29 protein-coding genes are annotated in these 21,489 nt (G+C 34.4%); 9 read left to right on the forward strand and 20 right to left on the reverse strand.

The annotated features are described in order from the left end of the window. Positions 1–35 precede the first annotated feature (35 nt). From NSED_RS04895 to aspS, 8 genes are all read right to left on the reverse strand, one after another. Positions 36–299, reverse strand: a complete 264-nt coding sequence (locus tag NSED_RS04895) for a hypothetical protein (protein ID WP_014965144.1) — start codon at positions 297–299, stop codon at positions 36–38. Next, positions 299–1,519 carry an Asp-tRNA(Asn)/Glu-tRNA(Gln) amidotransferase subunit GatB gene (gene gatB, locus NSED_RS04900; RefSeq protein WP_014965145.1) on the reverse strand — a complete coding sequence of 407 codons (1,221 nt, stop codon included), beginning with the start codon at positions 1,517–1,519 and terminating at the stop codon, positions 299–301. The genes NSED_RS04895 and gatB overlap by 1 nt, the downstream gene beginning before the upstream one ends. Further along, entirely contained in the window at positions 1,476–1,706 is a 231-nt protein-coding gene (locus tag NSED_RS10135; RefSeq protein ID WP_081580606.1) for a hypothetical protein, read from the reverse strand. The genes gatB and NSED_RS10135 overlap by 44 nt, the downstream gene beginning before the upstream one ends. Continuing rightward, positions 1,703–3,148 (reverse strand): Asp-tRNA(Asn)/Glu-tRNA(Gln) amidotransferase subunit GatA, encoded by a 1,446-nt coding sequence (gatA, locus tag NSED_RS04905; RefSeq protein WP_014965146.1) that lies wholly within the window; start codon positions 3,146–3,148, stop codon positions 1,703–1,705. The genes NSED_RS10135 and gatA overlap by 4 nt, the downstream gene beginning before the upstream one ends. After that, entirely contained in the window at positions 3,145–3,414 is a 270-nt protein-coding gene (locus tag NSED_RS04910; RefSeq protein ID WP_014965147.1) for a hypothetical protein, read from the reverse strand. Before NSED_RS04910 ends, gatA begins: the two co-directional genes overlap by 4 nt. A 29-nt stretch (positions 3,415–3,443) precedes the next feature. Beyond that, positions 3,444–4,736 (reverse strand): hypothetical protein, encoded by a 1,293-nt coding sequence (locus NSED_RS04915; protein WP_014965148.1) that lies wholly within the window; start codon positions 4,734–4,736, stop codon positions 3,444–3,446. 36 nt (positions 4,737–4,772) lie between these two features. Next, on the reverse strand, positions 4,773–5,234 hold the full coding sequence (locus NSED_RS04920; protein WP_014965149.1) for a hypothetical protein: 462 nt from the start codon (positions 5,232–5,234) through the stop codon (positions 4,773–4,775). Between the two features lie 315 nt (positions 5,235–5,549). Further along, positions 5,550–6,860 (reverse strand): aspartate--tRNA(Asn) ligase, encoded by a 1,311-nt coding sequence (gene aspS, locus NSED_RS04925; RefSeq protein WP_014965150.1) that lies wholly within the window; start codon positions 6,858–6,860, stop codon positions 5,550–5,552. Positions 6,861–6,984: 124 nt separating this feature from the next. Between aspS and NSED_RS04930 the strand changes: the two genes are divergently transcribed. Genes NSED_RS04930 through NSED_RS04940 form a run of 3 tightly spaced genes read left to right on the forward strand, consistent with a single transcriptional unit; the run spans position 6,985 to position 8,471 of the window. Continuing rightward, positions 6,985–7,161 (forward strand): hypothetical protein, encoded by a 177-nt coding sequence (locus tag NSED_RS04930; protein ID WP_016940346.1) that lies wholly within the window; start codon positions 6,985–6,987, stop codon positions 7,159–7,161. A 48-nt stretch (positions 7,162–7,209) separates the two neighbouring features. Beyond that, on the forward strand, positions 7,210–7,422 hold the full coding sequence (locus tag NSED_RS04935) for a hypothetical protein (protein ID WP_014965152.1): 213 nt from the start codon (positions 7,210–7,212) through the stop codon (positions 7,420–7,422). A gap of 23 nt (positions 7,423–7,445) precedes the next feature. Then, the gene (locus NSED_RS04940; RefSeq protein ID WP_014965153.1) at positions 7,446–8,471 is read left to right on the forward strand and encodes a formate--phosphoribosylaminoimidazolecarboxamide ligase; all 1,026 of its coding nucleotides are present in this window, start codon (positions 7,446–7,448) and stop codon (positions 8,469–8,471) included. A 16-nt stretch (positions 8,472–8,487) separates the two neighbouring features. Here the strand turns inward: NSED_RS04940 and phnE are convergent, their stop codons facing one another. The 7 genes from phnE to NSED_RS04975 all read right to left on the reverse strand — a co-directional run bounded on the left by phnE (position 8,488) and on the right by NSED_RS04975 (position 13,021). After that, positions 8,488–9,273, reverse strand: coding sequence for a phosphonate ABC transporter, permease protein PhnE (gene phnE / locus NSED_RS04945; RefSeq protein ID WP_014965154.1), 786 nt, complete (start codon positions 9,271–9,273; stop codon positions 8,488–8,490). Continuing rightward, positions 9,257–10,087, reverse strand: a complete 831-nt coding sequence (locus tag NSED_RS04950) for a phosphonate ABC transporter ATP-binding protein (RefSeq protein WP_014965155.1) — start codon at positions 10,085–10,087, stop codon at positions 9,257–9,259. Before NSED_RS04950 ends, phnE begins: the two co-directional genes overlap by 17 nt. A 17-nt stretch (positions 10,088–10,104) precedes the next feature. Next, complete coding sequence (locus NSED_RS04955) at positions 10,105–11,199, reverse strand: phosphate/phosphite/phosphonate ABC transporter substrate-binding protein (protein WP_193353274.1); 1,095 nt, start codon at positions 11,197–11,199, stop codon at positions 10,105–10,107. Between the two features lie 110 nt (positions 11,200–11,309). Next, entirely contained in the window at positions 11,310–11,657 is a 348-nt protein-coding gene (locus tag NSED_RS04960) for a helix-turn-helix domain-containing protein (RefSeq protein ID WP_026090125.1), read from the reverse strand. A gap of 9 nt (positions 11,658–11,666) precedes the next feature. Beyond that, a complete protein-coding gene (locus NSED_RS04965) occupies positions 11,667–11,996 on the reverse strand; it encodes an ArsR/SmtB family transcription factor (protein WP_026090124.1) in 330 nt (109 codons plus the stop codon). A gap of 71 nt (positions 11,997–12,067) precedes the next feature. Beyond that, positions 12,068–12,796 carry a CbtA family protein gene (locus NSED_RS04970; RefSeq protein ID WP_014965159.1) on the reverse strand — a complete coding sequence of 243 codons (729 nt, stop codon included), beginning with the start codon at positions 12,794–12,796 and terminating at the stop codon, positions 12,068–12,070. 9 nt (positions 12,797–12,805) lie between these two features. Further along, on the reverse strand, positions 12,806–13,021 hold the full coding sequence (locus tag NSED_RS04975) for a CbtB domain-containing protein (protein WP_014965160.1): 216 nt from the start codon (positions 13,019–13,021) through the stop codon (positions 12,806–12,808). A 78-nt stretch (positions 13,022–13,099) separates the two neighbouring features. On the opposite strand from NSED_RS04975, the gene NSED_RS04980 reads away from it, so the two are divergent. Beyond that, a complete protein-coding gene (locus NSED_RS04980) occupies positions 13,100–13,735 on the forward strand; it encodes a DUF4443 domain-containing protein (RefSeq protein ID WP_026090123.1) in 636 nt (211 codons plus the stop codon). Between the two features lie 5 nt (positions 13,736–13,740). Here the strand turns inward: NSED_RS04980 and NSED_RS04985 are convergent, their stop codons facing one another. Beyond that, positions 13,741–13,956 (reverse strand): CbtB domain-containing protein, encoded by a 216-nt coding sequence (locus tag NSED_RS04985; protein WP_014965162.1) that lies wholly within the window; start codon positions 13,954–13,956, stop codon positions 13,741–13,743. A gap of 144 nt (positions 13,957–14,100) precedes the next feature. Here NSED_RS04985 and NSED_RS04990 point away from each other — a divergent pair, with 144 nt between their 5' ends. The 3 genes from NSED_RS04990 to prf1 are packed head-to-tail and all read left to right on the forward strand — an operon-like array spanning position 14,101 to position 16,912. Next, positions 14,101–14,874: a response regulator gene (locus NSED_RS04990; protein ID WP_014965163.1), complete on the forward strand. Its 774-nt coding sequence runs from the start codon at positions 14,101–14,103 to the stop codon at positions 14,872–14,874. Positions 14,875–14,934: 60 nt separating this feature from the next. Continuing rightward, positions 14,935–15,579 (forward strand): DsbA family protein, encoded by a 645-nt coding sequence (locus tag NSED_RS04995; RefSeq protein ID WP_014965164.1) that lies wholly within the window; start codon positions 14,935–14,937, stop codon positions 15,577–15,579. 52 nt (positions 15,580–15,631) lie between these two features. Next, entirely contained in the window at positions 15,632–16,912 is a 1,281-nt protein-coding gene (gene prf1, locus NSED_RS05000; RefSeq protein WP_014965165.1) for a peptide chain release factor aRF-1, read from the forward strand. Here the strand turns inward: prf1 and NSED_RS05005 are convergent. Then, positions 16,905–17,309: an HIT domain-containing protein gene (locus tag NSED_RS05005; protein ID WP_014965166.1), complete on the reverse strand. Its 405-nt coding sequence runs from the start codon at positions 17,307–17,309 to the stop codon at positions 16,905–16,907. The genes prf1 and NSED_RS05005 overlap by 8 nt on opposite strands. A gap of 101 nt (positions 17,310–17,410) precedes the next feature. Further along, positions 17,411–17,563 carry a hypothetical protein gene (locus NSED_RS10280; RefSeq protein ID WP_016940344.1) on the reverse strand — a complete coding sequence of 51 codons (153 nt, stop codon included), beginning with the start codon at positions 17,561–17,563 and terminating at the stop codon, positions 17,411–17,413. Between the two features lie 119 nt (positions 17,564–17,682). On the opposite strand from NSED_RS10280, the gene NSED_RS05010 reads away from it, so the two are divergent. Continuing rightward, positions 17,683–18,279 (forward strand): hypothetical protein, encoded by a 597-nt coding sequence (locus tag NSED_RS05010; RefSeq protein WP_014965167.1) that lies wholly within the window; start codon positions 17,683–17,685, stop codon positions 18,277–18,279. Between the two features lie 2 nt (positions 18,280–18,281). Here NSED_RS05010 and NSED_RS05015 read toward each other — a convergent pair whose 3' ends face one another. Next, positions 18,282–18,482, reverse strand: a complete 201-nt coding sequence (locus NSED_RS05015; protein ID WP_016940343.1) for a hypothetical protein — start codon at positions 18,480–18,482, stop codon at positions 18,282–18,284. A 98-nt stretch (positions 18,483–18,580) separates the two neighbouring features. On the opposite strand from NSED_RS05015, the gene ilvD reads away from it, so the two are divergent. Then, the gene (gene ilvD / locus NSED_RS05020) at positions 18,581–20,254 is read left to right on the forward strand and encodes a dihydroxy-acid dehydratase (protein WP_014965169.1); all 1,674 of its coding nucleotides are present in this window, start codon (positions 18,581–18,583) and stop codon (positions 20,252–20,254) included. A gap of 267 nt (positions 20,255–20,521) precedes the next feature. Here ilvD and NSED_RS05025 read toward each other — a convergent pair whose 3' ends face one another. Continuing rightward, the gene (locus NSED_RS05025; protein ID WP_016940341.1) at positions 20,522–21,484 is read right to left on the reverse strand and encodes a ligand-gated ion channel; all 963 of its coding nucleotides are present in this window, start codon (positions 21,482–21,484) and stop codon (positions 20,522–20,524) included. Between the last annotated feature and the right edge of the window lie 5 nt (positions 21,485–21,489).

The raw sequence follows: 21,489 nt of genomic DNA on the forward strand, positions 1-21,489 counted from the left end.
TTTTTTAGATTCGGACGTCGTAAAAAGATTTTTTCTTATGAAATATCTATTCCAAGACGTCGGGCACATGCAATTGCAGATTTGCCTGCATCTTCGTCAATTCCAAATTGTAGTAATTTCTCAGTCCACCCAGTTTGGATCCCCATTGTATTTTCACGGTAATATTCTCTTAAAATTACGCCTATTTCATCATCTAATTTCTGTCTAGTAGCCTCATTCATGCCTGCTTGAAGGATTGTCGCATCAGATACAGCCAAGATTTTGATAAATTCTATATTTTCAAGAGACAGATCCGGCATCATACACCAATCTGTTTTTTTAGCAAGTTCAAAGTTAATGCAGGATCTGCTTTTCCCTTTGTTTTTTGCATAACTTTGCCTACCAAATAATTTATTGTTTGAGGGTTTGATTTTGCTTGCTCAACAGCTTGTGCTTCTTCAGAGACTACTTGTGTTATAATTCCAGATAATTCAGATTCGTCAGACACATTTCCAAGATCTAGTTCTTTGATAACAGTTGACAAATCTTTTCCAGTTTTTAAAATTTCATGCAATGCATTTTTAGAAGAATTCCTAGATATTTTACCTGATTGTATAGAGTCTGCTAATTCTTTTAGATGGACAGATGTCAGTTTTGAGGCTTCACGTTTTTCTCTTGTATCTACTAGCCCCATCAAATCAGTTGTAATTATATTTGCAATTTCTTTTGCATTTGATTCAGTGTGAGACTCCTCAAATAAATCAGAATAATATTTGTCTGATGATAGCACATCAGCTACTTGTGCAGGTATGTTATATTTTGAAATATATCTTTCTTTTTTAGAACTGATGCTTTCAGGCATTTCAGAAATTAATTTAATTTTGATTTCAGGATCAATCTTAACCCATGGAATGTCACCTTCCAAGAAATAACGATAATCCAATTCCTCTTCTTTAGAACGAGATGATATCGTAATCTTTCTTCTGTCATCCCAATGTCGTGTTTCTTGAATAATTTCAATTTCACGAGAATGCAGACTTTCTTGTCGTGTGATCTCAAAATGAACTGCTTTTTCTAAATCATGAAATGAACCGATATTTTTTATTTCGACTTTTTTTCCACCTTCAATTGAAACGTTGGCGTCAGCTCTCATTGCACCCTCTAAACTAGGATCTGCAACTCCTAGATTTTCAAGAATATCTGATAGAATGTTTAGAAAGTCGCGTACTTCCTTAGGGGTCTCAAAATCAGGCTCTGTAACAATTTCTACCAGAGGAGTACCTGCACGATTATAATCTACAAGAGTTATCTGATTTTTAGAAGAACTTCCTTCGTAAATCAATCTCCCAGGATCTTCTTCTAGCTGTATCCTAGTGATATTGATTTTTTTATCACCTATCATTACTGAGCCCTTTCCCCCCACACTAGTATCACCGTAGATGTTGAGTTGAGTGATTTGAAAATTTTTTGGAGAATCAGGATAAAAATAATTTTTCCTAAAGAACGCAATTTTTTCCGGAGTTGAACAATTTAGTGCCATTGCAATTATTGTTGCTTTTTTTAACAGCTTCTTGATTTAATCGAGGCAAGCTTCCAGGTAACCCCATACAGATTGGGCAGATATTTTCATTGATTTTAAAACCACGATAATTTGCTTTGCATGGACAAAATAATTTGCTGTTAAGGTTTGTTAGCTGACAGTGAATCTCCAAACCAATCATAGTCATAGTGGAACCTCCGGCAAACTGACAGTTTGCTCTAATGCATATGCTGCTTGAAGTAGTTGTCTATCCTGTGATGAATTTGCCATCAATTGAATTCCAATTGGCAGACCATTTGAAATAGCAAATGGAATAGAGATTGCAGGTTTTCCTGTAAGATTTGCAGTTACTGTATTTATGTCAACTAAAAACAGAGAAATAGGATCATTAATTTTTTCACCTAATCTGAAAGGAGGTACAGGGACGGTAGGAGAGAGCAATAGGTCAAATTTTTTGAATGCATCATTGATTTCATTTGTGAGTTTACTTTTTACTTTTAATGCCTTTAAGAAATATTTTCCAGCATGACCTGCAGAGGGAACAAATCCTCCAAGGATCATTCTTCTAGTTACCTCCGGACCAAAATTACGTCTAGCCTTTGAAATATAGGAATTAAACTCGTAACCTTCCAGTGGAAAATCATAACCATATCTTAGATTGTCATATCTTGCAAGATTACTGCCAGCCTCTGTTGCAGTAATTGTATAATAAGCAGCAACAGAATATTTTACCATATCCAGAGATATTTCTTCGCATATTGCACCCAAACTTTCAAGTTTAGAAATGGCATCTTTTGTTGCAGATAATACTACAGGATCTATGCCTTCTCCAATCATTTCTTTTATTATTCCAATTTTTTTGCCTGCAATGCCAGAATCTATTCCTGTTAGATAATCTTCATTTTTGTTATCAATCGTAGTGTTGTCATTAGGATCAATTCCCGAAATCATATTTAGCATAAAGGCTGTGTCTTTTACTGTTCTAGTCAAAGGACCAATCTGTTCAATGCTGTTAGCATAAGAAATTAAACCAAATCTGCTAATCAACCCATAAGTTGGCTTGTACCCAACTGTAGAGCAAAAACTAGCAGGATTTCTTACAGAACCACCAGTGTCAGAACCAAGTGATGCAACGCACTCAAATGCGCTGACTGATACAGCACTCCCACCAGATGAACCTCCAGGGACACAATCAGTATTCCAAGGATTTTTGCTCGGACCAAATGCACTAAACTCAGTAGTCAAACCCATTGCAAATTCATCCATATTTACTTTGCCGATAAATATTGCATCTTGTTGTTTTAGTTTTGTAATTACTGTTGCATCATATGGGGCAACAAAATTTTCAAGCATTTTTGATGCACATGTAGTTTTAGAATCTTTGATGCATATGTTATCCTTAATGGAAATTGGCATTCCAAAACAGTCACCAACTTTTTGACCTGACTTTATTTTTTTATCAATATCTCTGGCCTGATCAACTGCATTTTTATTTACAGACAAAAATGCGTGGAGGTTGTCATCCACGCTGTGAATTTGCTCCAAAGTTTTTGCAACAAAATCTTCTGCAGATATATTTCCAGATTTTACTTCTTGAATGTAATCAAGGGCAGATATTTTTAGGTTCATGAAGACATCTTTGGTGCACGAACATATGTTCCCTTGTAGTGGTTTAGTTTTTCAATCAATTTATCATCAAATGGAATGTACTCATCTTTTCGCAAATTTGAAATGGAAATTTCAGGCATAGAGATTTCTTCTGATTCGACTCCTGCAGAATCCAAAATATCAAAATAATCAATCATTGCATGTACTTTTTCAACATGTTCTTTATGATTATCAATGTCTATTCTCATTAATTTTGAGACTAGTTCAATTTCTTCTTCGGATACCATAATGCTTCAAAATATCAATCCATATTATATTATTCTAATAGTATTCCCAGAAATGGAATAGTTTGACCATACTTCGTACCAGACCCAGGACAACTTCCCCCAGAACACATCTCTCCAAACATTAGGATTGGAGATTCATTAATCCCTTTATTTGCTGGAGTCTTAGCTTCACTTATGCCTCCAGGTGTTGTTGCACCAAAATAAACACGTAATTCATCGCCAGGAGATATACTGTAAGCAAGATCCGTATATGCAGTAATAGTTGGGGGATTTGTAGTAGCACTATCCACAACGTAGAATGTATTTGCAGATCCACCTACTGGTGTTAGTAATAATGCAGAATCTTCTCCAATATAGAATGTGTTAGACAGATCATTATTTGTGATATTTATTCTCCATACAGTGTCTGAATTAGTATTTAAATTCCATCCAGAGGTCCAATCACTTGTACCTTGTATCCATTCAAGGGATGCATAGTCAACTTGAAGTACACCTGCATTTTGGGCAGATACAGAATCTGCATCGATGTTAAAAAATTCAACACTCTCTTGCACATAGTTTCCTTGTTTTGCATTGTTAATAGTGGCATTGAATATTATTGAATCATTAGAATTACCTGTAACTGTGTAAATCCATTTGAAGAATGCAGTATCACCAGGTGACAAACTTTCTTTTGATGATGGGATTGGTCCTTCTTTGTATGTTGCAGTCGCACCGCCAGTTGTATCTGGAGGATCTTCTATTTGAGGAGTAAGTAACTGTAATACACTGCCATCAGTAACATTGTTAGTAACACCAAACCAGAGTGTCACATTTTGTCCTGTGAGAACAGATTTTGAAGTGGAAAATAAATTCATTTCAAGACTTTCATCTTGAGGTGATGTTATTTGTACATCAAAGAGATTCCCTCTCTCAGTTACTAATCTCAAGTCATACGACTGAGATTCTAGTGCATAAAGATTTAGGTTTTGACCCACATTGTAAATAGTCTGACCAGGCGAAGAGATTTCATTTAGAGTAAAATTCTGTAGAGGCCATGAAGAATCAGTAACGTTATTGACCCATAATCGTGTAAAGTGAATAGGAAGTTGGCCTGTGTTTTTGATTGCAAGATCAAATTTCCCATCAGTAATACCGACATTAATAATTTCAAAAGTTTCTTTAGATTTGTCTATACTTTCAATACCCTTTACAATTACCTCATCGTTTACTCGTTCAATCAGATTAATTCCATATGTGAAATAACCAATTACTGAGCTAAGAACAATCACAAGAAAGATCATTCCAATAACATTGCTGAGTCCTCGTCGTTTTTTTATCAAAGTATACCCAACAAAATTCTAATGAGGTAAAAAGTATTATGTGTGAATTTGTGTTTGTATGATATTTCCTCTAGTAGTAGAAGCAGAGACATCTAATACATCATAGAATTGAAATGATGTATCATCAACAACTACAGAGATGCTACCATCAGGCATTATCTGTCCCTTGGATAGTGATTGAACTTTACTGAAACCCGATACCTTGTCATAGAATTTAATTTCAGATATATCCACGCCAAGATTACCAACATTTGTTATTACAACTATTATTGTTTCACAGGGATCAGAATTACAATAAACGTATTCAAACATCATTGATTCGTTAATTTTGTTAAGATAATCATCTACAGTGTCATTCATTTCAATTTGCTGAGAATTCAAAGAAGTTTGGCTCCAAACAACTCCGGCACCACCCATTACAGTAACTGCAGTCATCATAATTGCAGAAGTAATTACTGTGGCCAAAGCTCGTCTTTTCCTTGCTTGTTTTAAATTCATACCTTATTCCCACAATTGGGAAATATATCAAATAGTTTGTATTCCAAATAACATACAATTCAGATTTTGGAAATAACATACTGAGCCTAATTATTGAGGCTATAGTTGAGTAATTACAAAACTGTTTGAAATGGTGAAAAAAGTGTATCTTTGAAAACAAACATGTGGTTATTTATTTCTCTGTAGAACAATAAACATGTCTAAAGAAATGACCAATCATAGCATCAAAGATTTGGAAAATATGACTGAAGAAATAATATCAAAAATTAAACAAATTTCTCAAACATTATAGAAGAAAATGAATTTTGGTGTAGATTAAGGAGTGAGTCTATCTACATCTCTTGGATAAAATGTAGTATCACGGATATTTTCAGTTCCAGTTAAAACCATGATCAATCTTTCTAGTCCAATTCCACAACCAGCATGAGGAGGTACGCCGTAATCAAAAGATCCAAGATGATATTCAAATGCATCTGTTTTCATCCCTTTGTTTTTCATTCGCTCAGCTAGCTCATCACGTTTTTCAATTCTTGTACTGCCAGATGATAATTCCAAATCTCCATACATTAAATCAAAAGATTCAGAAACCTTTGGATTTGATTTACTGTCCTTTACATAGAATGGTTTTGGTGCAAGAGGCCAATCAGTGATAAAGTAAAATCCATTAAGACCTATTTTCTTAAGATTTGAAGGATACAAGTCATCACCCCATTCAGTTTTTGCACCAGCCTTTTGCATCCTATCAACTAGTTCATCGTAAGTATATCTTGGAATATTATCAGGAACTTTAATTTCAGGAAATCCAGAATCAGCGTGGTCTTTTGTGTAATAATTCACAGTTTGAATTGATATTTTGACAATCTCCTCAATTCTATTCATCACATCATTGTAATCTACAAATGCCTCTTCCAGATCAATTGAAATTGCTTCTGCCAAGTGACGATTTGTTCTTGATGGCTCTGCTCTAAAGATAGGAGCTATCTCAAAAACTTTTTCAAAACTCATTGTTAATTGTTCTTTGTACAATTGCGGACTCTGAGCTAAGAATGCTTCTTTGTTATAGTAAAATATTGGAAATAAAGCTGCTCCACCTTCAGTGGCAGTTGCAATCATTTTTGGAGTATTGATTTCAACAAAATTTTGACTACTAAAATAATCCCTAATTGATTTTAGAACCAAACTTCTTGTTTTGAAAATATGCTGTAATGTGTCACGTCTCAGATCAATTGGCCTCACTTCTAGTCGAGTATCTATATTTTTGACAGTTTTTACAGTAGGCTCAAAAGGAGGAATTTTTTGAACATCTGAGAAAACTCGTAATTCTGTAGGTATAATTTCAAAACCACTTGGCGCTTTTTCTGATGCTTTCACATTACCTGTAACAGCAATAGAAGAATGGGCTTTCAATGAAGAAATTTTTTCACGTATTTCATCAGGACAGTCTCCTTTTTTTGCCACAATAGATAGATCGCCATTTTTGTCACGGATTGTAGCAAAACTGATGTTTCCATGTCCACGGACGGTCAATACCCATCCCATTACAGTAACCTGACTCCCATCCATAGAGGAGTTTATTTCATTTGAATAGTGAGATCTTCGTAAAGTTCCCAATTCTGTTTCAATCATAATTTACATTATTGCTGATTTCATGGTGTAATTAATTTTTATACAAAATAGTGAACAATTACATTAATTTTCATAATGCTTATAGCCAGTAAAAATTCCACAACAAAATAAGATGAATATCCTAATGGCTCTAGTAATTGCAATGTTTATCATTGTAGGAGTATACGTTGGGTATCATGCATCACAACAAGTTCCTGAAGCAGAGGAACACAATATCAGCATAGAATTAGAAATGCTAAATGAAAGTTCAGGATTTGTCCAAATTTTACAAAACCCAGAACTTAGAAAAACAATCCTGTAGAAACTCCAAAGTCGGATTTATATTAAATTGTATCAATTATTGAAAAACATGGTACTTTCAGACAAAGAAAAAATGATTGCAATTATTTCAAATGGAATAGCGGTATTTTCATTATTACAGGAACGAGAAGAATTACCAAAAAATACAACAATGTATGATTTTGTGCTAAAGGTAATTCCAGAAAATATCAAGTCAGAATTGAATGTAGAGTTAATTGACGAAGTATTTCAATATGTCACATCTGCACATAATAGTTCATAAAGTACAAAATACTCACAATAATAGTGACATCCATAGCAACACTAGGTTCCCATTGTTCTTTACAAGTACTAAAAGGGGCAAAAGATGAAGGTCTCAAAACTATCCTAATATGCGAAAAAAAACGTGAAAAATTATACAGACGATTTCCATTTATTGATGAATTGATCATGGTAGATTCTTTCAAAGAAGTACTCGATCAAAAATGTCAATCAATTCTTGAAGAAAACAAATCTGTTCTAATCCCACATGGAACACTAATCGCACAAATGAATTCTGAAGAAATAGAATCAATCAAAACGCCAGTATTTGGAAACAAGTGGATTCTAAGGTGGGAGTCAGACAGAGAAATGAAAGAAAAGCTAATGAGAGAGGCAAAACTCCCAATGCCAAAACCAGTGACAGAACCCAAAGATATTGAAAAATTAGTAATTGTGAAAAGACAGGGTGCTGCAGGAGGTAAAGGATATTTCATGGCCGCAAATGAAGACGATTACAATAAAAAAAGAAATCAATTGATTTCAGAAGGTACAATTTCCAAAGATGAAACATTGTACATTCAAGAGTATGCAGCAGGGGTTTTAGCTTATTTGACATTTTTCTATTCTCCATTAAGAGATGAATTGGAATTCTTTGGGGTTGATCAAAGACATGAATCAGATATTGAAGGATTGGGAAGAATACCTGCAGAACAGCAACTAAAATCAAACAAAGTTCCATCATTCAATGTTATTGGTAATAGTCCTCTGGTTTTACGAGAGTCATTATTAGAGGAGGTGTATGCAATGGGGGAAAATTTTGTCGAGGCATCTAAAAGAGTAGTACCACCTGGAATGAATGGACCATTTTGTATTGAAGGAGTTTATGATGAAAATGCCAAATTCACATCTTTTGAATTTTCAGCAAGAATTGTTGCAGGCTCAAACATATACATGGACGGCTCACCTTACTATTCTCTATTATTCAATGAAACAATGAGCATGGGAAAAAGAATTGCCCGAGAAGTAAAAACTGCAACTGAATCCAATCAATTAGACAAAATTACAACCTAAAATTTTAATCGATAATTTACTTTATGGTTACTTCCATTCCGTGTTGTGATTTTATGATGTACTTGTCTCGGATTTTTACACTAGCCCAATCAATGAACAATACTGTTACTAATACCACCAACATGAAGATTGCTGCTTTTCCATACTCAAAGAATTTAATGTAATTGATTATGTAAAATCCAATTCCTCCTGCACCTACTAATCCAAGTATGCTAGTCTGACGAACGTTGTAATCAAACATGTACAATATTTGACTCAGCAGGTGTGATGCAGATTCAGGGATTACAACATAACGAATGAGTTGCCATTTTGAAACACCAATAGAGCTTACAGCATCCATAGGATCAGAATCAATTGTCTCAATTGCTTCATATTGTAATTTTGCAACAAATCCAACGGTATACATGACAATTGCTAAAACTCCGGCAAATGTTCCCAGCCCAACCATAATTACAAATAAGATTGCCCATAGAATGGAAGGGAAGGTTCGAATTGCAGCCAACAATGCACGTACTGGGGCATAAACATACTTGCTGTTTAGATTTCGTGCTGCAAACATACTAAGAGGTAATGCTATTGCAGTTCCCACCACAGTTCCAATGAAAGCCATTTGGATTGTTTCAAACATTGCCCAAAGTGCTGTTGGAATATACTTGGGTTCTACAAGAAGCATCTCTTCTACTACAATTGCAAGATTAGGCAACCCTTCAACAAATTCTATAGGACTTGCATCTACATTGTATGATGCAACTACAACTAATGCCACAATAATTCCAATCACGATGTTATTTTTTGGCGTCATCAGAATACATCTCCATAATTTCTTCAGTGTTCAAATCACCTGTTTGAAAATCAACTATAGTGTCACCTTCAACACCAATTTCTAGAATTTTCCTACCTTCTTTGATAACTGCCACCCTATTTGCATATTCTAATGCCAATTGCATATCATGGTGAACCATGATGGCAGTCAAATTCATTCGCTTTTGAGCATCAGCAATCAAATTCATTATTTCACGAGCAGTCACATGATCTAGTTCTGAAACAATCTCATCAGCTAGTAGTATGGTTGGTTTTTGCATTAATGCTCGAGCAATAGCTACTCGACGTTTTTCACCACCACTTAACATGTAGGCTTTTCTATCTTCTTTTCCAGACAAACCAACAAGAGACATTATTCTCTTGGCTTCTTGGATTTCAGATTCGGGAAATTTTTTAAGTAGTGATTGAATTGCATTCAATCTTGGCAATGCACCAATCAGTATATTTTCAAGTACAGTGATATTTTTTACCAATCCAAGACTTTGAGGAATATAGCCTATAGTATGCATCATTTTTTTAAATTTTTTATCATTCATGTTAGGTGTGACATAATCAATTTTGATTGTACCCTTACTTGGAATCATCATACCATTCATCAGTTTCAGCAGAGTGGATTTTCCAGAACCTGATTGTCCAACAATAGCATAGTTCGTTCCTCTATCTATAGAGAGATTAATGCCCTCTAATGCAAAATTTTTGGAATCATACGAAGTCCATACATCATTCATTTGGATAATTTTATTTGTTGAAATTAATGAAAAAGAAGGGTTTTGGGTCATCTGAATTTGTTTCATTTCAAGAATCCCGGGTTTTATTTGCTCTTGTCATAGTTTGACTTGTCAAGAATCAACTGATCAAGGCCTGTCAAAGCATCAATAAAATCACCAAATTCACCAATATGCATAGAGGTGGTAGTTGGAACTAGGGCTTCTGCACCGTACAAATCTTTCAAAATATGATTATTTTGATCATAATTGAGCTCAATCATTGCATCAACTAGTGCGTTTTTGGTGGAATCTGATATGTCAGAACTTACCATAAACACATGAGATGGTACAGGTCCAATTGTAGTAACTGGTCTTAATTTTACTTGATCTTCCAAGTCAAGATATTTTTGCGGAGCAATATCTGAACCAAATGCAACATCTACATTACCATTAAGAAGTAATTGTAATGCAGCTTTGTATCCACCTGCAAAAGTATAACTTTCAAAGTTATTTGCCAATGCAGATTCTAAAGCTACTATATCATCACCTTCTATGGTAACATAACCATCAGTAACTAAAGTTCCCATAGGTCTGACAAAACCAGATGAACCAGTAATGCTAGTAAATGCTACTTTTTTGCCAACTGTATCTTCCAATGAATTAATTGAGTCATTTTCAGCAAGGGTCCAAACTGTTGCTTGATAGTTTACCTTTCCTGCAACAAGTTCAGCCATTACTGCCTCAGCACCAGTTCTTTGATGGGTAATCCATGCAGGACCAGTATCCATAAAGGCAGCATCAATATGACCGAATCTCATTCCTTCAATGATTGTCTCATAATTTGTTGGGATTACGAACTCGACATCTACACCAAGTTCAGCCTCAAGAAATTTTTCTAATTCTTGAGCCTTCGGAGTTAATTCATCAGCTTTTTCAACCGGAATAAATCCAATGGTAAGAGTGTCAACATCTACAGTGTCAGATTCAGATGAAACATTGATGATGTTATTTTCTAACAGAAAGGTAATTCCATTTAGAAAAGTTTCATCATCTAAAGTACCATCAGCCCACCAACCAGCATTTGTTTTAATCCATTCAGGGACTAAACTTTCTGCTTGAGCAGGTTGAGTTAATGATACAGACAATACACCAACCACTGCAAAAACAGCAATCAATGCCAATGTAATTTGTCGTTTCATGATTAACAAATTAGGATAAGCTAAATTATTTAAAGCAAAACATCATTCCAAATAATCATTCCAAGTCTATAGAATGAGAATAAGATAAACAATGATTTGAAAATATTCGATTATGAAGATTTAGGGTTTACAGTGTTTGAATACAGATTAAGGCTAGGTTCCAAATCATCCAAAGTTATTTCGACTTTTCCTATTCTACTTCTGTACAATTTTATTTTTTTACCTTCTGGAGATATAACAAATTTATCAACTTCAGCCAAGGCAAGATCTTCTAATGTGGACAATGTTTTGTATACTGTGGAAAGTGAAATTTTCAATTCATCTGCAATTTGAGTTGCATCTTTTGATTGTGTTTTCACTGAAAACAAGACAGATCTAGTACAAACATTGCTTAATGATTCAATGATTTTTTGCGTAATATCAAATTCAGACAATTGAATTATGGTAGGTTTTTGCAATTTTATCACTCAGTTTGGGATCAGCGTAAGAACAGGTTCAGGTTTTCTGATAGAAATATCTGCTTTGCTGATTCGGCTTCTATACACCTTGTACTTTCTACCCTTATCAGATAGCATCCATTTTTCAACTTCAATTAATGTCAGTTCTTCAAGATCAGTTAATTTTTTGTATACAGAGCTGAGAGGAATTTTTAGTTTATCTGAGAGCTCTGCAGCAGTGTTTCCTTTTTTAATTATTGAAAACAAAATTGCTCGAGATTCAGAATCAGCTAAAGCTTCTATTACTTTTTGGGTAATGTCATATTTTTTTAATTGTGGTAAAGTTAATTTCCGCGACATGCAAATAACAAAAATATCAGTCATATATTTAAACGAGATGTTACAATTCTCATTCTATAGAGTCAGAATGATTATGAATATTGTTCAGTTTTCTGATCAGATTTAAAGCGATTCCAAAATAATCCCAAAATTATGCCTACAGATATCCAAAATGAACTTACCCCAAGCATAGACATTAATCGGAATTCATTTACTAGACTCATTGGCGCAGTTATCTCATCAGGGTTTTCAGGCATGATAAAGAAAACTGCAGATATGAAAACACCATAGCCAACTAGCGAGAGGAGTTTTTTATTATTTTCAAATTTCTTCGATAATTTGTAAAAAGCAAGTGCGCCAATTCCCGAGATTGCAATAAATGACAGATATAGAATTGCCCTTAATACAACAGTTTCACCATCACCCACAGTTGGAGGATTTGCAGGATATTTGAGAAAAGGTATCAAGTACAAAGTAAACCACATTATGGCTGCCAATAATAGAGATTTTTTTACATCATGATTGCCTGGAAGCGAATTTCTAGATAAAGCAAATACAACACCAAACAATGAACCGATAGAAACCCCTAAAATTATACCAGCTAAAATTTGACCACTTTTTTGCCAGATTCGATATCCTTCATATTCTACCCAAAACTCTGGTGAATTTTCTGCTTCACCAGATGCAAAGAGATTTTGATTTTCAATTCCAATTGCCTGATCAAGATATGGTTCTACAATGGCAAAATTAACAGTTCCATGAATTAACCCTGCAAAAGCACCAGAGATCAACACAATTACAATAAATTGAATGGTTTTCATTTACATCACTCAATGGCAAGGAAAGCCTGCTGCATGTCTCATGTCATGAGTTAGTTCATGAATATAGAGGTCAGTAAATGCCTGCTCGCCATAAACTAGACTAAAGATATGACCTTGATCAAATCCAACAACAAACAATCCTGCTGCAAATACGATAGCCAATGCAAGAATTGCTAGTTTTGAAACACTTGTTTTTGAGACAGTAATTTGTCTTGGTTCAGTCAATGTTTTTTTCGAATTTAAAGATTATTTAAAGCGTTGGATGTTTTATCCAATTTATATATTAAAAAAACAATGCTAAACATGCAACAAGAAATCAAAACATTGCAAAACATCGTCACAAGAAAGGGGTCTAGCAAAGTATTGACATTTAGTGCACCACATGTTTTAAAATCCATTTTTTGTTTTGCAAATCAAAAATATGTTAGCAGAGCCACGTTTTGTAAAGAAATCCATTTGGGAGAAGGAGCAGTCAAGACATTGATTTCACATTTAAAAGAATATGGGATTGCATCATCCATAAAATCAGGAACATTTCTTACAAAAAAAGGAATAAAATTTGCAACAGAATTTTACAATGCTTTACCATCTCAAGGGTTCTTAAAAAAATGCAACATTACTAATGGCAAATATAATTATGCAATTTTGTTAAAGAAAAACTATATTTCAAAGATAGGGAATGGGATGCAACAAAGAGATTATGCGATTCTGTATGGAGCAAGTGATTCATTGACATTGATTTTTAAAAACAATGAATTTATTTTTCCAGTAGATGGTAGGATTTGTTTTGCAGATGAGCATAAAACAAAAAATGCTCTGATAGACATATTGAAACCTGAAAATGAAGACATAGTAATTATTACATCATCTGATGATAAATTTGTGGCAGAAATATCAGCCATCAATACGGCATTATGGACACTAAGAAATGAAAAATAAGACTACTAATGGCAAGGAAAGCCTGCTGCATGTCTCATGTCATGAGTTAGTTCATGAATATAGAGGTCAGTAAATGCCTGCTCGCCATAAACTAGACTAAAGATATGACCTTGATCAAATCCAACAACAAACAATCCTGCTGCAAATACGATAGCCAATGCAAGAATTGCTAGTTTTGAAACACTTGTTTTTGAGACAGTAATTTGTCTTGGTTCAGACATAAAAAACATGATTCTCTGTTTATATTAAAACTCTTGGGTGCTGTAAAAAATATAAAAAAGCTAGAATTTAGTCACGAAAATCTGTTATTATAAGATCTTACATACTGTTGTTTTTGATAGATTTTTTCGAAGAAAATTTGTAAAATGAATAATTTAGGAATAAGAACAGAGGATAAAGAATACAAAAATAAGATTTCAGATATCATACAAGGCGAATTAATTGATCTGTACGGGACAAGTGGATACAAGTCAATCATGCAAACAATGACAAAAGTTTCTGGAAAAACAGAAAAAGAGATAATTACGAATTTTGAATTGTTTTCAGGATTATCAGAAGGGGTTTTTGGAAAATCATCAGAATCAAAAATTTTAGATCCAATTAAAATGAAAATAGATGTTATCGGAATGGAAAACATACACCAAGAGAAAAAAATAGAGAAAAAATCTATGAGAATATTAATTGCAGACGATGAAATAGAAATTCTAGAACTATACAAAGCATTTTTGGAAGGAAAGGGAAAAGAAGTCACCACCGCAACTGATGGTCGTAAATGTATTGACGCATACAAGAGATTTAATCAAAATAAATCAAGAGATTATTTTGATGTTGTAATACTTGATCAAAAAATGCCATTTATGACAGGACTGCAAGCTGCTGTCGAAATATTAGAAATAAATCCGCATCAAAGAATTATTTTCGCTTCAGGATATCTTGAAAAGACATTACTCGAAGTATTGACAAAACTAGATAAGGCAATTGCTGTAATCGAAAAACCATTTTCACTTGACGTGCTAGACTATATGATAAACAATTCAGAAATATTTGAAAGATTAGATAAAATCAACATCAATCAACAAGAAAGAGACATCAATGAAAAAATGACAGAAATCATGACAGTATTACAAAACCCCATCTAGAGAATCAAGATACAGCAGAAACTAGAGAAGGTATTTACTTAAAACAAAAAATGTTTCATCATGACAAAATTGTACTTGTTTATACTCCCTATATTGATTGGAATTATTACAGGAATGTTTTTGGCATATTATCCAGAATCTGAATCAGAATCAAGTCTATTAACAATAACAAAATTAATTGATGGGGGTTCTCCAATAATGGGAAATCCAAATGCACCTATCACAATATTGGAGTGGGGAGATTATCAATGCACATTTTGTTATAAATTTCATCAGGATACTTTAGATATCATTAATGAAGATTTCATCAAAACTGGAAAAGTAAAACTAGTCTTCAAAGATTTTCCATTAAATGGCCCGGATTCACTTTTAGCTGCTGAAGCAGCATATTGTGCAGAAGATCAAAAAAAATATTGGCAATATCACGACGAACTATACAAGAATTGGGGAGGAGAAAGGACAGGTTGGATTACTAGAGAAAGCTTGGATAGATTTGGAATTACAGTAAATTTGAATTTGGTTGAATTTAACAAATGTCTTGATGAAAAAAAATATCATGAAAAAGTAACCTCACTTCATGATTTTGGAAAAGAAATAGGAATTGATGCAACACCATCATTTTTGGTCTTCAATAGTGAAAAAATAATCAAAATTAGAGGAAACCAACCACTAGAAGTATTTCTTAAAACATTTGATGAATTATGATTTTAAAAAAAATAATCAAAAAGATATATTCGCAAATTAAAGACTAGATACAATGCCTAAGATTGACGTTGAAAAACAAGATTCAGTAAAAATCTACAAAATTCGAAAAACACTAGAAGAGTTATCTAAAAAATCAGGCAGAGGTACTGAATTGATTACCGTGTATATTCCAAAAGGAAAACAATTACACGAAATTATCAGTTCCCTACAGCAAGAACAGGGAACTGCTGATAACATAAAATCAGATTTAACAAGATCACACGTAGTTGATTCTTTGGGAAAAGTTATCCAGAGATTAAAGCTCTACAAAAAAACCCCACCAAAAGGACTAGTAATGTTTTGTGGAGCATTGCCTCCAGATGAGGGAGGACCTCTAGGAAGTGAAGTTGTCAAGGTTTGGGAAATAGATCCACCAAAAGATTTGAATCAGTACCTGTATCGATGTGATGATCATTTCCACGTAGACATTCTAAAAGACATGTTGAAGGACGATAATCTCATAGGATTTTTAGCAATTGATGCAAAAGATGCAGGTTGGGGATTACTGCATGGAGATAAAATTGAGGTGCTATCACAAACTGGTTCAGGTGTTGCAGGAAAACACAGACAAGGAGGGCAATCTGCAAAGAGATTTCAGAAACTACGAGAAATGGAATTGAGTTATTTCTATAACAGAGTTGCACAGACTACACGTGAATATTTTATCGATATTTATCCAGTCAAAGGATTAATCATATCGGGGCCAGGACCTACAAAAGAAGATTTCATCAACGGTAATTATCTAGAATACAGATTACAAAATAATATTATCAGCACAATTGATTCATCGTATTCGGGAGCTGAAGGTATTCGGGAAGCTTTTGCAAAATCATCAGATATCCTAGGCAACTTCAGAATGGTTGAGGAGAAAAAAATGGTAGAAGATTTGTTCAGAGAGATCAATTCCAATACAGGAAAAGGATCATATGGTTTACAGGAAGTAATTGAATATTTGAAAAATAATGTTGTTCAAACTTTGCTGATCACGGACAACACCAATCTCCACAGAGTTGAAGGAAAATGCAAAAGATGCAAACACACCCAAGAAGAAATTGTTGAAAGACCTTTAGTAATTCCTAAAAAAACAGAATTTGCCAACAATCCATGTCCAGGATGTAAATCAATGGAGGTAGAAGTTAATGAACAAGACATCGTAGACTATTTGGAGATATTAGCATCAAAAACAGGAACTCAATTGGAAGTCATTTCAGGAAGCGCAGAACATGGAAACATGCTTTCTAGTTTAGGAAAAGTGGGAGCAATATTGAGATATAATCCAGGGCATGCTAAATAAGACTGCGAATCTTTTTTGCTAATTCTAAAAGTTCATCACCACTAGAAATTTGTCGTTTAGTCCACACAGTTCCCTTGCTATTGTATCTTGGAATAATGTGTATGTGTACATGAGGAATAATTTGTTTTGCAGCTCTTCCATTGTTTTGTCCCAAACTAAATGCATCTGCACCTGTGGCATTAAGAATCGCCTTGGCGATTCTTGGCACAATTGAAAAAACATTTCCAACATCCTCAGAAGTCATATCAGTAATTCTTTCATGATGTTTTCTTGGAATAACTAGACTATGTCCAACATCTATAGGATATTTGTCTAAAAATGCGACATGGTGTTCATCTTCATAGAAAAAATAACCATCTTTCTTTCCATCTAAAATATCACAAAAAATACAGCCCATGAGATACAGCCTATTCCGATTTTATTTATTGTTTTTATTGGATTAAACTATATTTCATTCAGGCATGCTTTCATTAATTATAGAAAGTAAATCCCAAGGTTCTAGTTTTCTTCTTTTCCACAATGCATGCATCTTTTTGAGGATAGTATCTCAAACCACACAAAATCATGAATAAACCCTTCTTTGCAAGTCACATGAACTTTAGATAGAGCAGCATTACAAAGAGTCTTGTCAAAAACAGTCTCGATCAACATAAGCTCTTCAGAACAATTTATCAAAAAAATAATACCATCAAAAACAAGACATCGATGTTAAATGACATCATTTAGTGACGAATGGTTAATTAGGGCAAATTTTAGAGTGGAATTATCTAATGGGCCGAAAAGAAAGACGAGAACGTGAAGTAAAACGTGAAAATTATGCTACAAAGCATTCTGCTGAAAAAAAGAAACAGACTCTAATTGCAATCGGAGTTTTATCTATAATTGCAGTAATCGTCGGATATGCAGGCTATATGTTTTTGACCATGACTGAAACTGCACCAGGAGGACCAGAAAATGCCGGAGCCTTAGGAAGTGAACACTCACACGCAGCAATTTTAGTAAAGATTTTTGGCGATACTTTTGAATTTTCAAGTCCAGCATTCCAAATTAAATCAAGTTGGATTCATTTTGAAGGAAGAGATGGCTCAACAATTCATAAACACGCCACAGGAGTTAATTTGGGATATCTATTTGAAACGCTTGGAATAGGACTAGATGACCAATGTTATGTATTTCCAGATGGAAAGCAATTCTGTACGAATGAAGATTATACGCTAAAGTTCTTCATCAACAGAGAACAAGTATCAGACATTAGAGATTATGAAATCCAAGAAGATGACAGAATATTGATTGTGTTTGGTGCTGAAACTCCTGAAGAAATTGAAGCATATTTGCTACAACTAGACAATCAAGAATTAATCAAATAAGATCAAGATTCATCTTTTGTTGTAAATGATGATGCACTTTTGTCAAACATCATGTAATAACCGCACATACTACATCGTAAAACTGTCAGTTCAGTTGTAAGAAATTCCTTGTCTTCAAATCGCCCGCTAAGCTTTACATTGTCACCTGCGATTTCGGCTTTGTTGCTCTTGCATACAGGGCATTCAAGGGCTTTTTGTTCCATAAAATCATCCAAAATAATTACAATTTAAACTCAATGAAAGTTTACAATTAGAAAATTTCAACAAAGTCTAAATTATACCAATCTAAAATTGACATGTTATGGAAATATCCAGCAAGAATGTTGTAGATGGAACATCACGTTCTCCACAAAGAGCAATGTACAAAGCTATGGGGCTAGATGACGATGATCTTAGTAAACCATTCATCGGAGTTTGTCATACAGGTAATGAAGCAACTCCTTGTAACATTTTATTGCCAAAATTAGCAGAAGAGGCAAAAAGAGGAGTGTCAGAAAACGGGGCAACCCCAAGGATGTTTTCAACAATAGCAGTAAGTGATGGAATTGCAATGGGTCATGAAGGGATGAAATCTTCTCTAATTTCTCGTGAAGTTATTGCAGATTCTATTGAATTAATGGTAAGAGCCCATCAGTATGATGGAATTGTAGGAATTGCAGGTTGTGACAAAAGCTTACCTGGCACAATGATGGCAATGGCCAGATTGAATTTACCTTCAGTTTTCGTATATGGTGGAACAATCATGCCAGGAATTCTTGACGGTAAAGAGCTAACAGTAGTTGATGTCTATGAAGCAGTTGGAGCATATGATTCAGGACAGATATCTTTAGAGATGTTAAAAAATATTGAAAACACAGCATGCCCAAATTCTGGTTCATGTGGAGGAATGTTTACTGCAAACACAATGGCATCAATTTCAGAAGCTATTGGTTTAGCATTGCCAGGAAGTGCAAGTCCTCCAGCTGAAGACGAACGTAGAAACAAGATGGTGTATGATACAGGTGCAGCATGTGCAAAATTATTAGAATTAAACATTAAACCAAGAGACATTATGACGTATGAAGCATTTGAGAATTCAATTGTGATGTTAAATGCAGTGGGAGGATCAACTAATGGAATCTTACATTTATTATCAATGGCAAATGAAGCAGGAGTAAAATTAACTTATGATGATTTTGAGAGGATAAGAAAAAAGACACCTCACATTGCAGATATGAAACCAGGCGGAAGCTATGTCATGAACAGTCTAGACAAAATTGGCGGAATCCCATTTGTTCTAAAAAAGCTAGCTGCTAAAGGATTGCTAAATGGAGATTGTATTACAGTTACAGGTAAAACCATACAACAAAATCTTGATGCCATGACAATTCCAGAACCAGAACAATCAATCATCAGACCAATTGAGAATCCATTGCACTCAGTAGGAACAGCAGTTGTTCTCAAAGGAACTCTTGCACCAGAAGGTGCAGTGATTAAAACAGCAGGTGTTGAAATGACAAAATTTACTGGTAAAGCCAAAGTGTATGACAGGGAAGAATTTGCATTTGATGCAGTTGCTAAAGGAGATGTGGAAGAAGGTGAAGTCGTAGTTATTAGATATGAAGGTCCAAAAGGAGGACCAGGTATGAGAGAAATGCTTGCAACTACGGCAGCACTTGTAGGTCAAGGGTTGGGCAAAAAAGTAGCAATGGTAACTGATGGAAGATTCTCAGGAGGTACTAGAGGATTCATGGTAGGACATGTTGCACCTGAAGCATATGTTGGAGGCCCAATTGCACTAGTCAAAGATGGAGATGAGATTACCATCGATACTGAAACTACAATAATTGATCTTCATGTTTCAGAAGAAGAATTAGCAAAAAGAAAACAAGAATGGCGAAAACCTGAACCAAATTACACCTCAGGAGCTCTTGCAAAATATGCAACACTGGTAGGATCTGCAGCACAAGGTGCAATTACTACTGCAAATCCATAGATGAACAATTCCAATAGAGATTAAGACACCACTAAATAATACAACAATAATAGGTTCTGCACCCTCCAAAACTGACGTTCCCATTGATGCAGATGAGATAACACCTAAAAATACACCAAACAAAATTGCCAATATTCCAGATATGATTTCTAGAACGGCAAGAACTGTTACTCCTACTGGCCTTACTTGTGCAGACATTAAATTAAATTCAAATCTGTTATCTAAAAATGAATTGTTTTTCATAGTTTTATAATTTATCTTAGAATCTCAAACAAAATAAAGTACAAAAAATATTACAACTGCAACAACAGGTGTAACTATCATCATCTTTCTATCTGTTGCCAACTGTTCCTTTAATTCATATTCTTTATGTTCAATACCTACAATGGTATTCATATGACGTTGATGCAACAACAAAGCCAAAAGAGCATTGCCAAAAACAGAATATATTGAAATCATAATTTTATCTGCAAGTGTAAGATATCCTAATGGCGGAAGCTCACCTAGCAAAAATACTGCGTGGAAAAATATTGATGCAGTCATTCCAGTTCCAACAATTGTAATTCTATTTTGTAGAGTAGTTGAAGACATGAAAAGTGTTGCAAAGCCAAAACTAGCAAGCACTAGAGGAGGCAATAGTTTCTTTACAAATATTGAAAACGGTTCTGTATCAATTGGAAAAGTTGCCTTGTAGTGTGGAAAGTCTGCCCAAGGGTATGAATCAATACGTGTTTCAAATGTTGGCACATCAATTTCCCAACCAGGAACAGTAATGGTACTAAAATTTATACCACTGTTTTCTTCGTTTATTTCAAATACAATATCTTCTGCAGTAAGTGGGAAAAATGGTTCAATGTGTACAGTTAACACCATGTTCTCAAAGGGATAATCTTTGTAGTCATTGTCTTCAAAAAATATTCCGTGAATTTGTGTTTTGTGAAAATGCTCAGTAGTGCTAGTACCATAGGTGTTAATCACATACCCATTTGTAAAATCCCACTCTTTTGGGGGAGGGCATTCAAGGAAATTAATTTCATCAGATGTTAAAGAAAGCCAGAAAATTAATTCATAAGAGCCAGTTGACTTTTTAATCTCTCCAATCGTTTCTAGCTTTAACCCCATCTCGTAAGTGAATGGTTTTTCTGGACAGCCATTAGATTGTGCAAAACTTTCAGAATTAAGATACACCCCTGAGAGAAGAATTAGTACTATTAGCAAGTATCGCATCATTTTAG

This window comes from Candidatus Nitrosopumilus sediminis, from assembly GCF_000299395.1.
GTDB classification, from domain to species: Archaea; Thermoproteota; Nitrososphaeria; order Nitrososphaerales; family Nitrosopumilaceae; genus Nitrosopumilus; species Nitrosopumilus sediminis.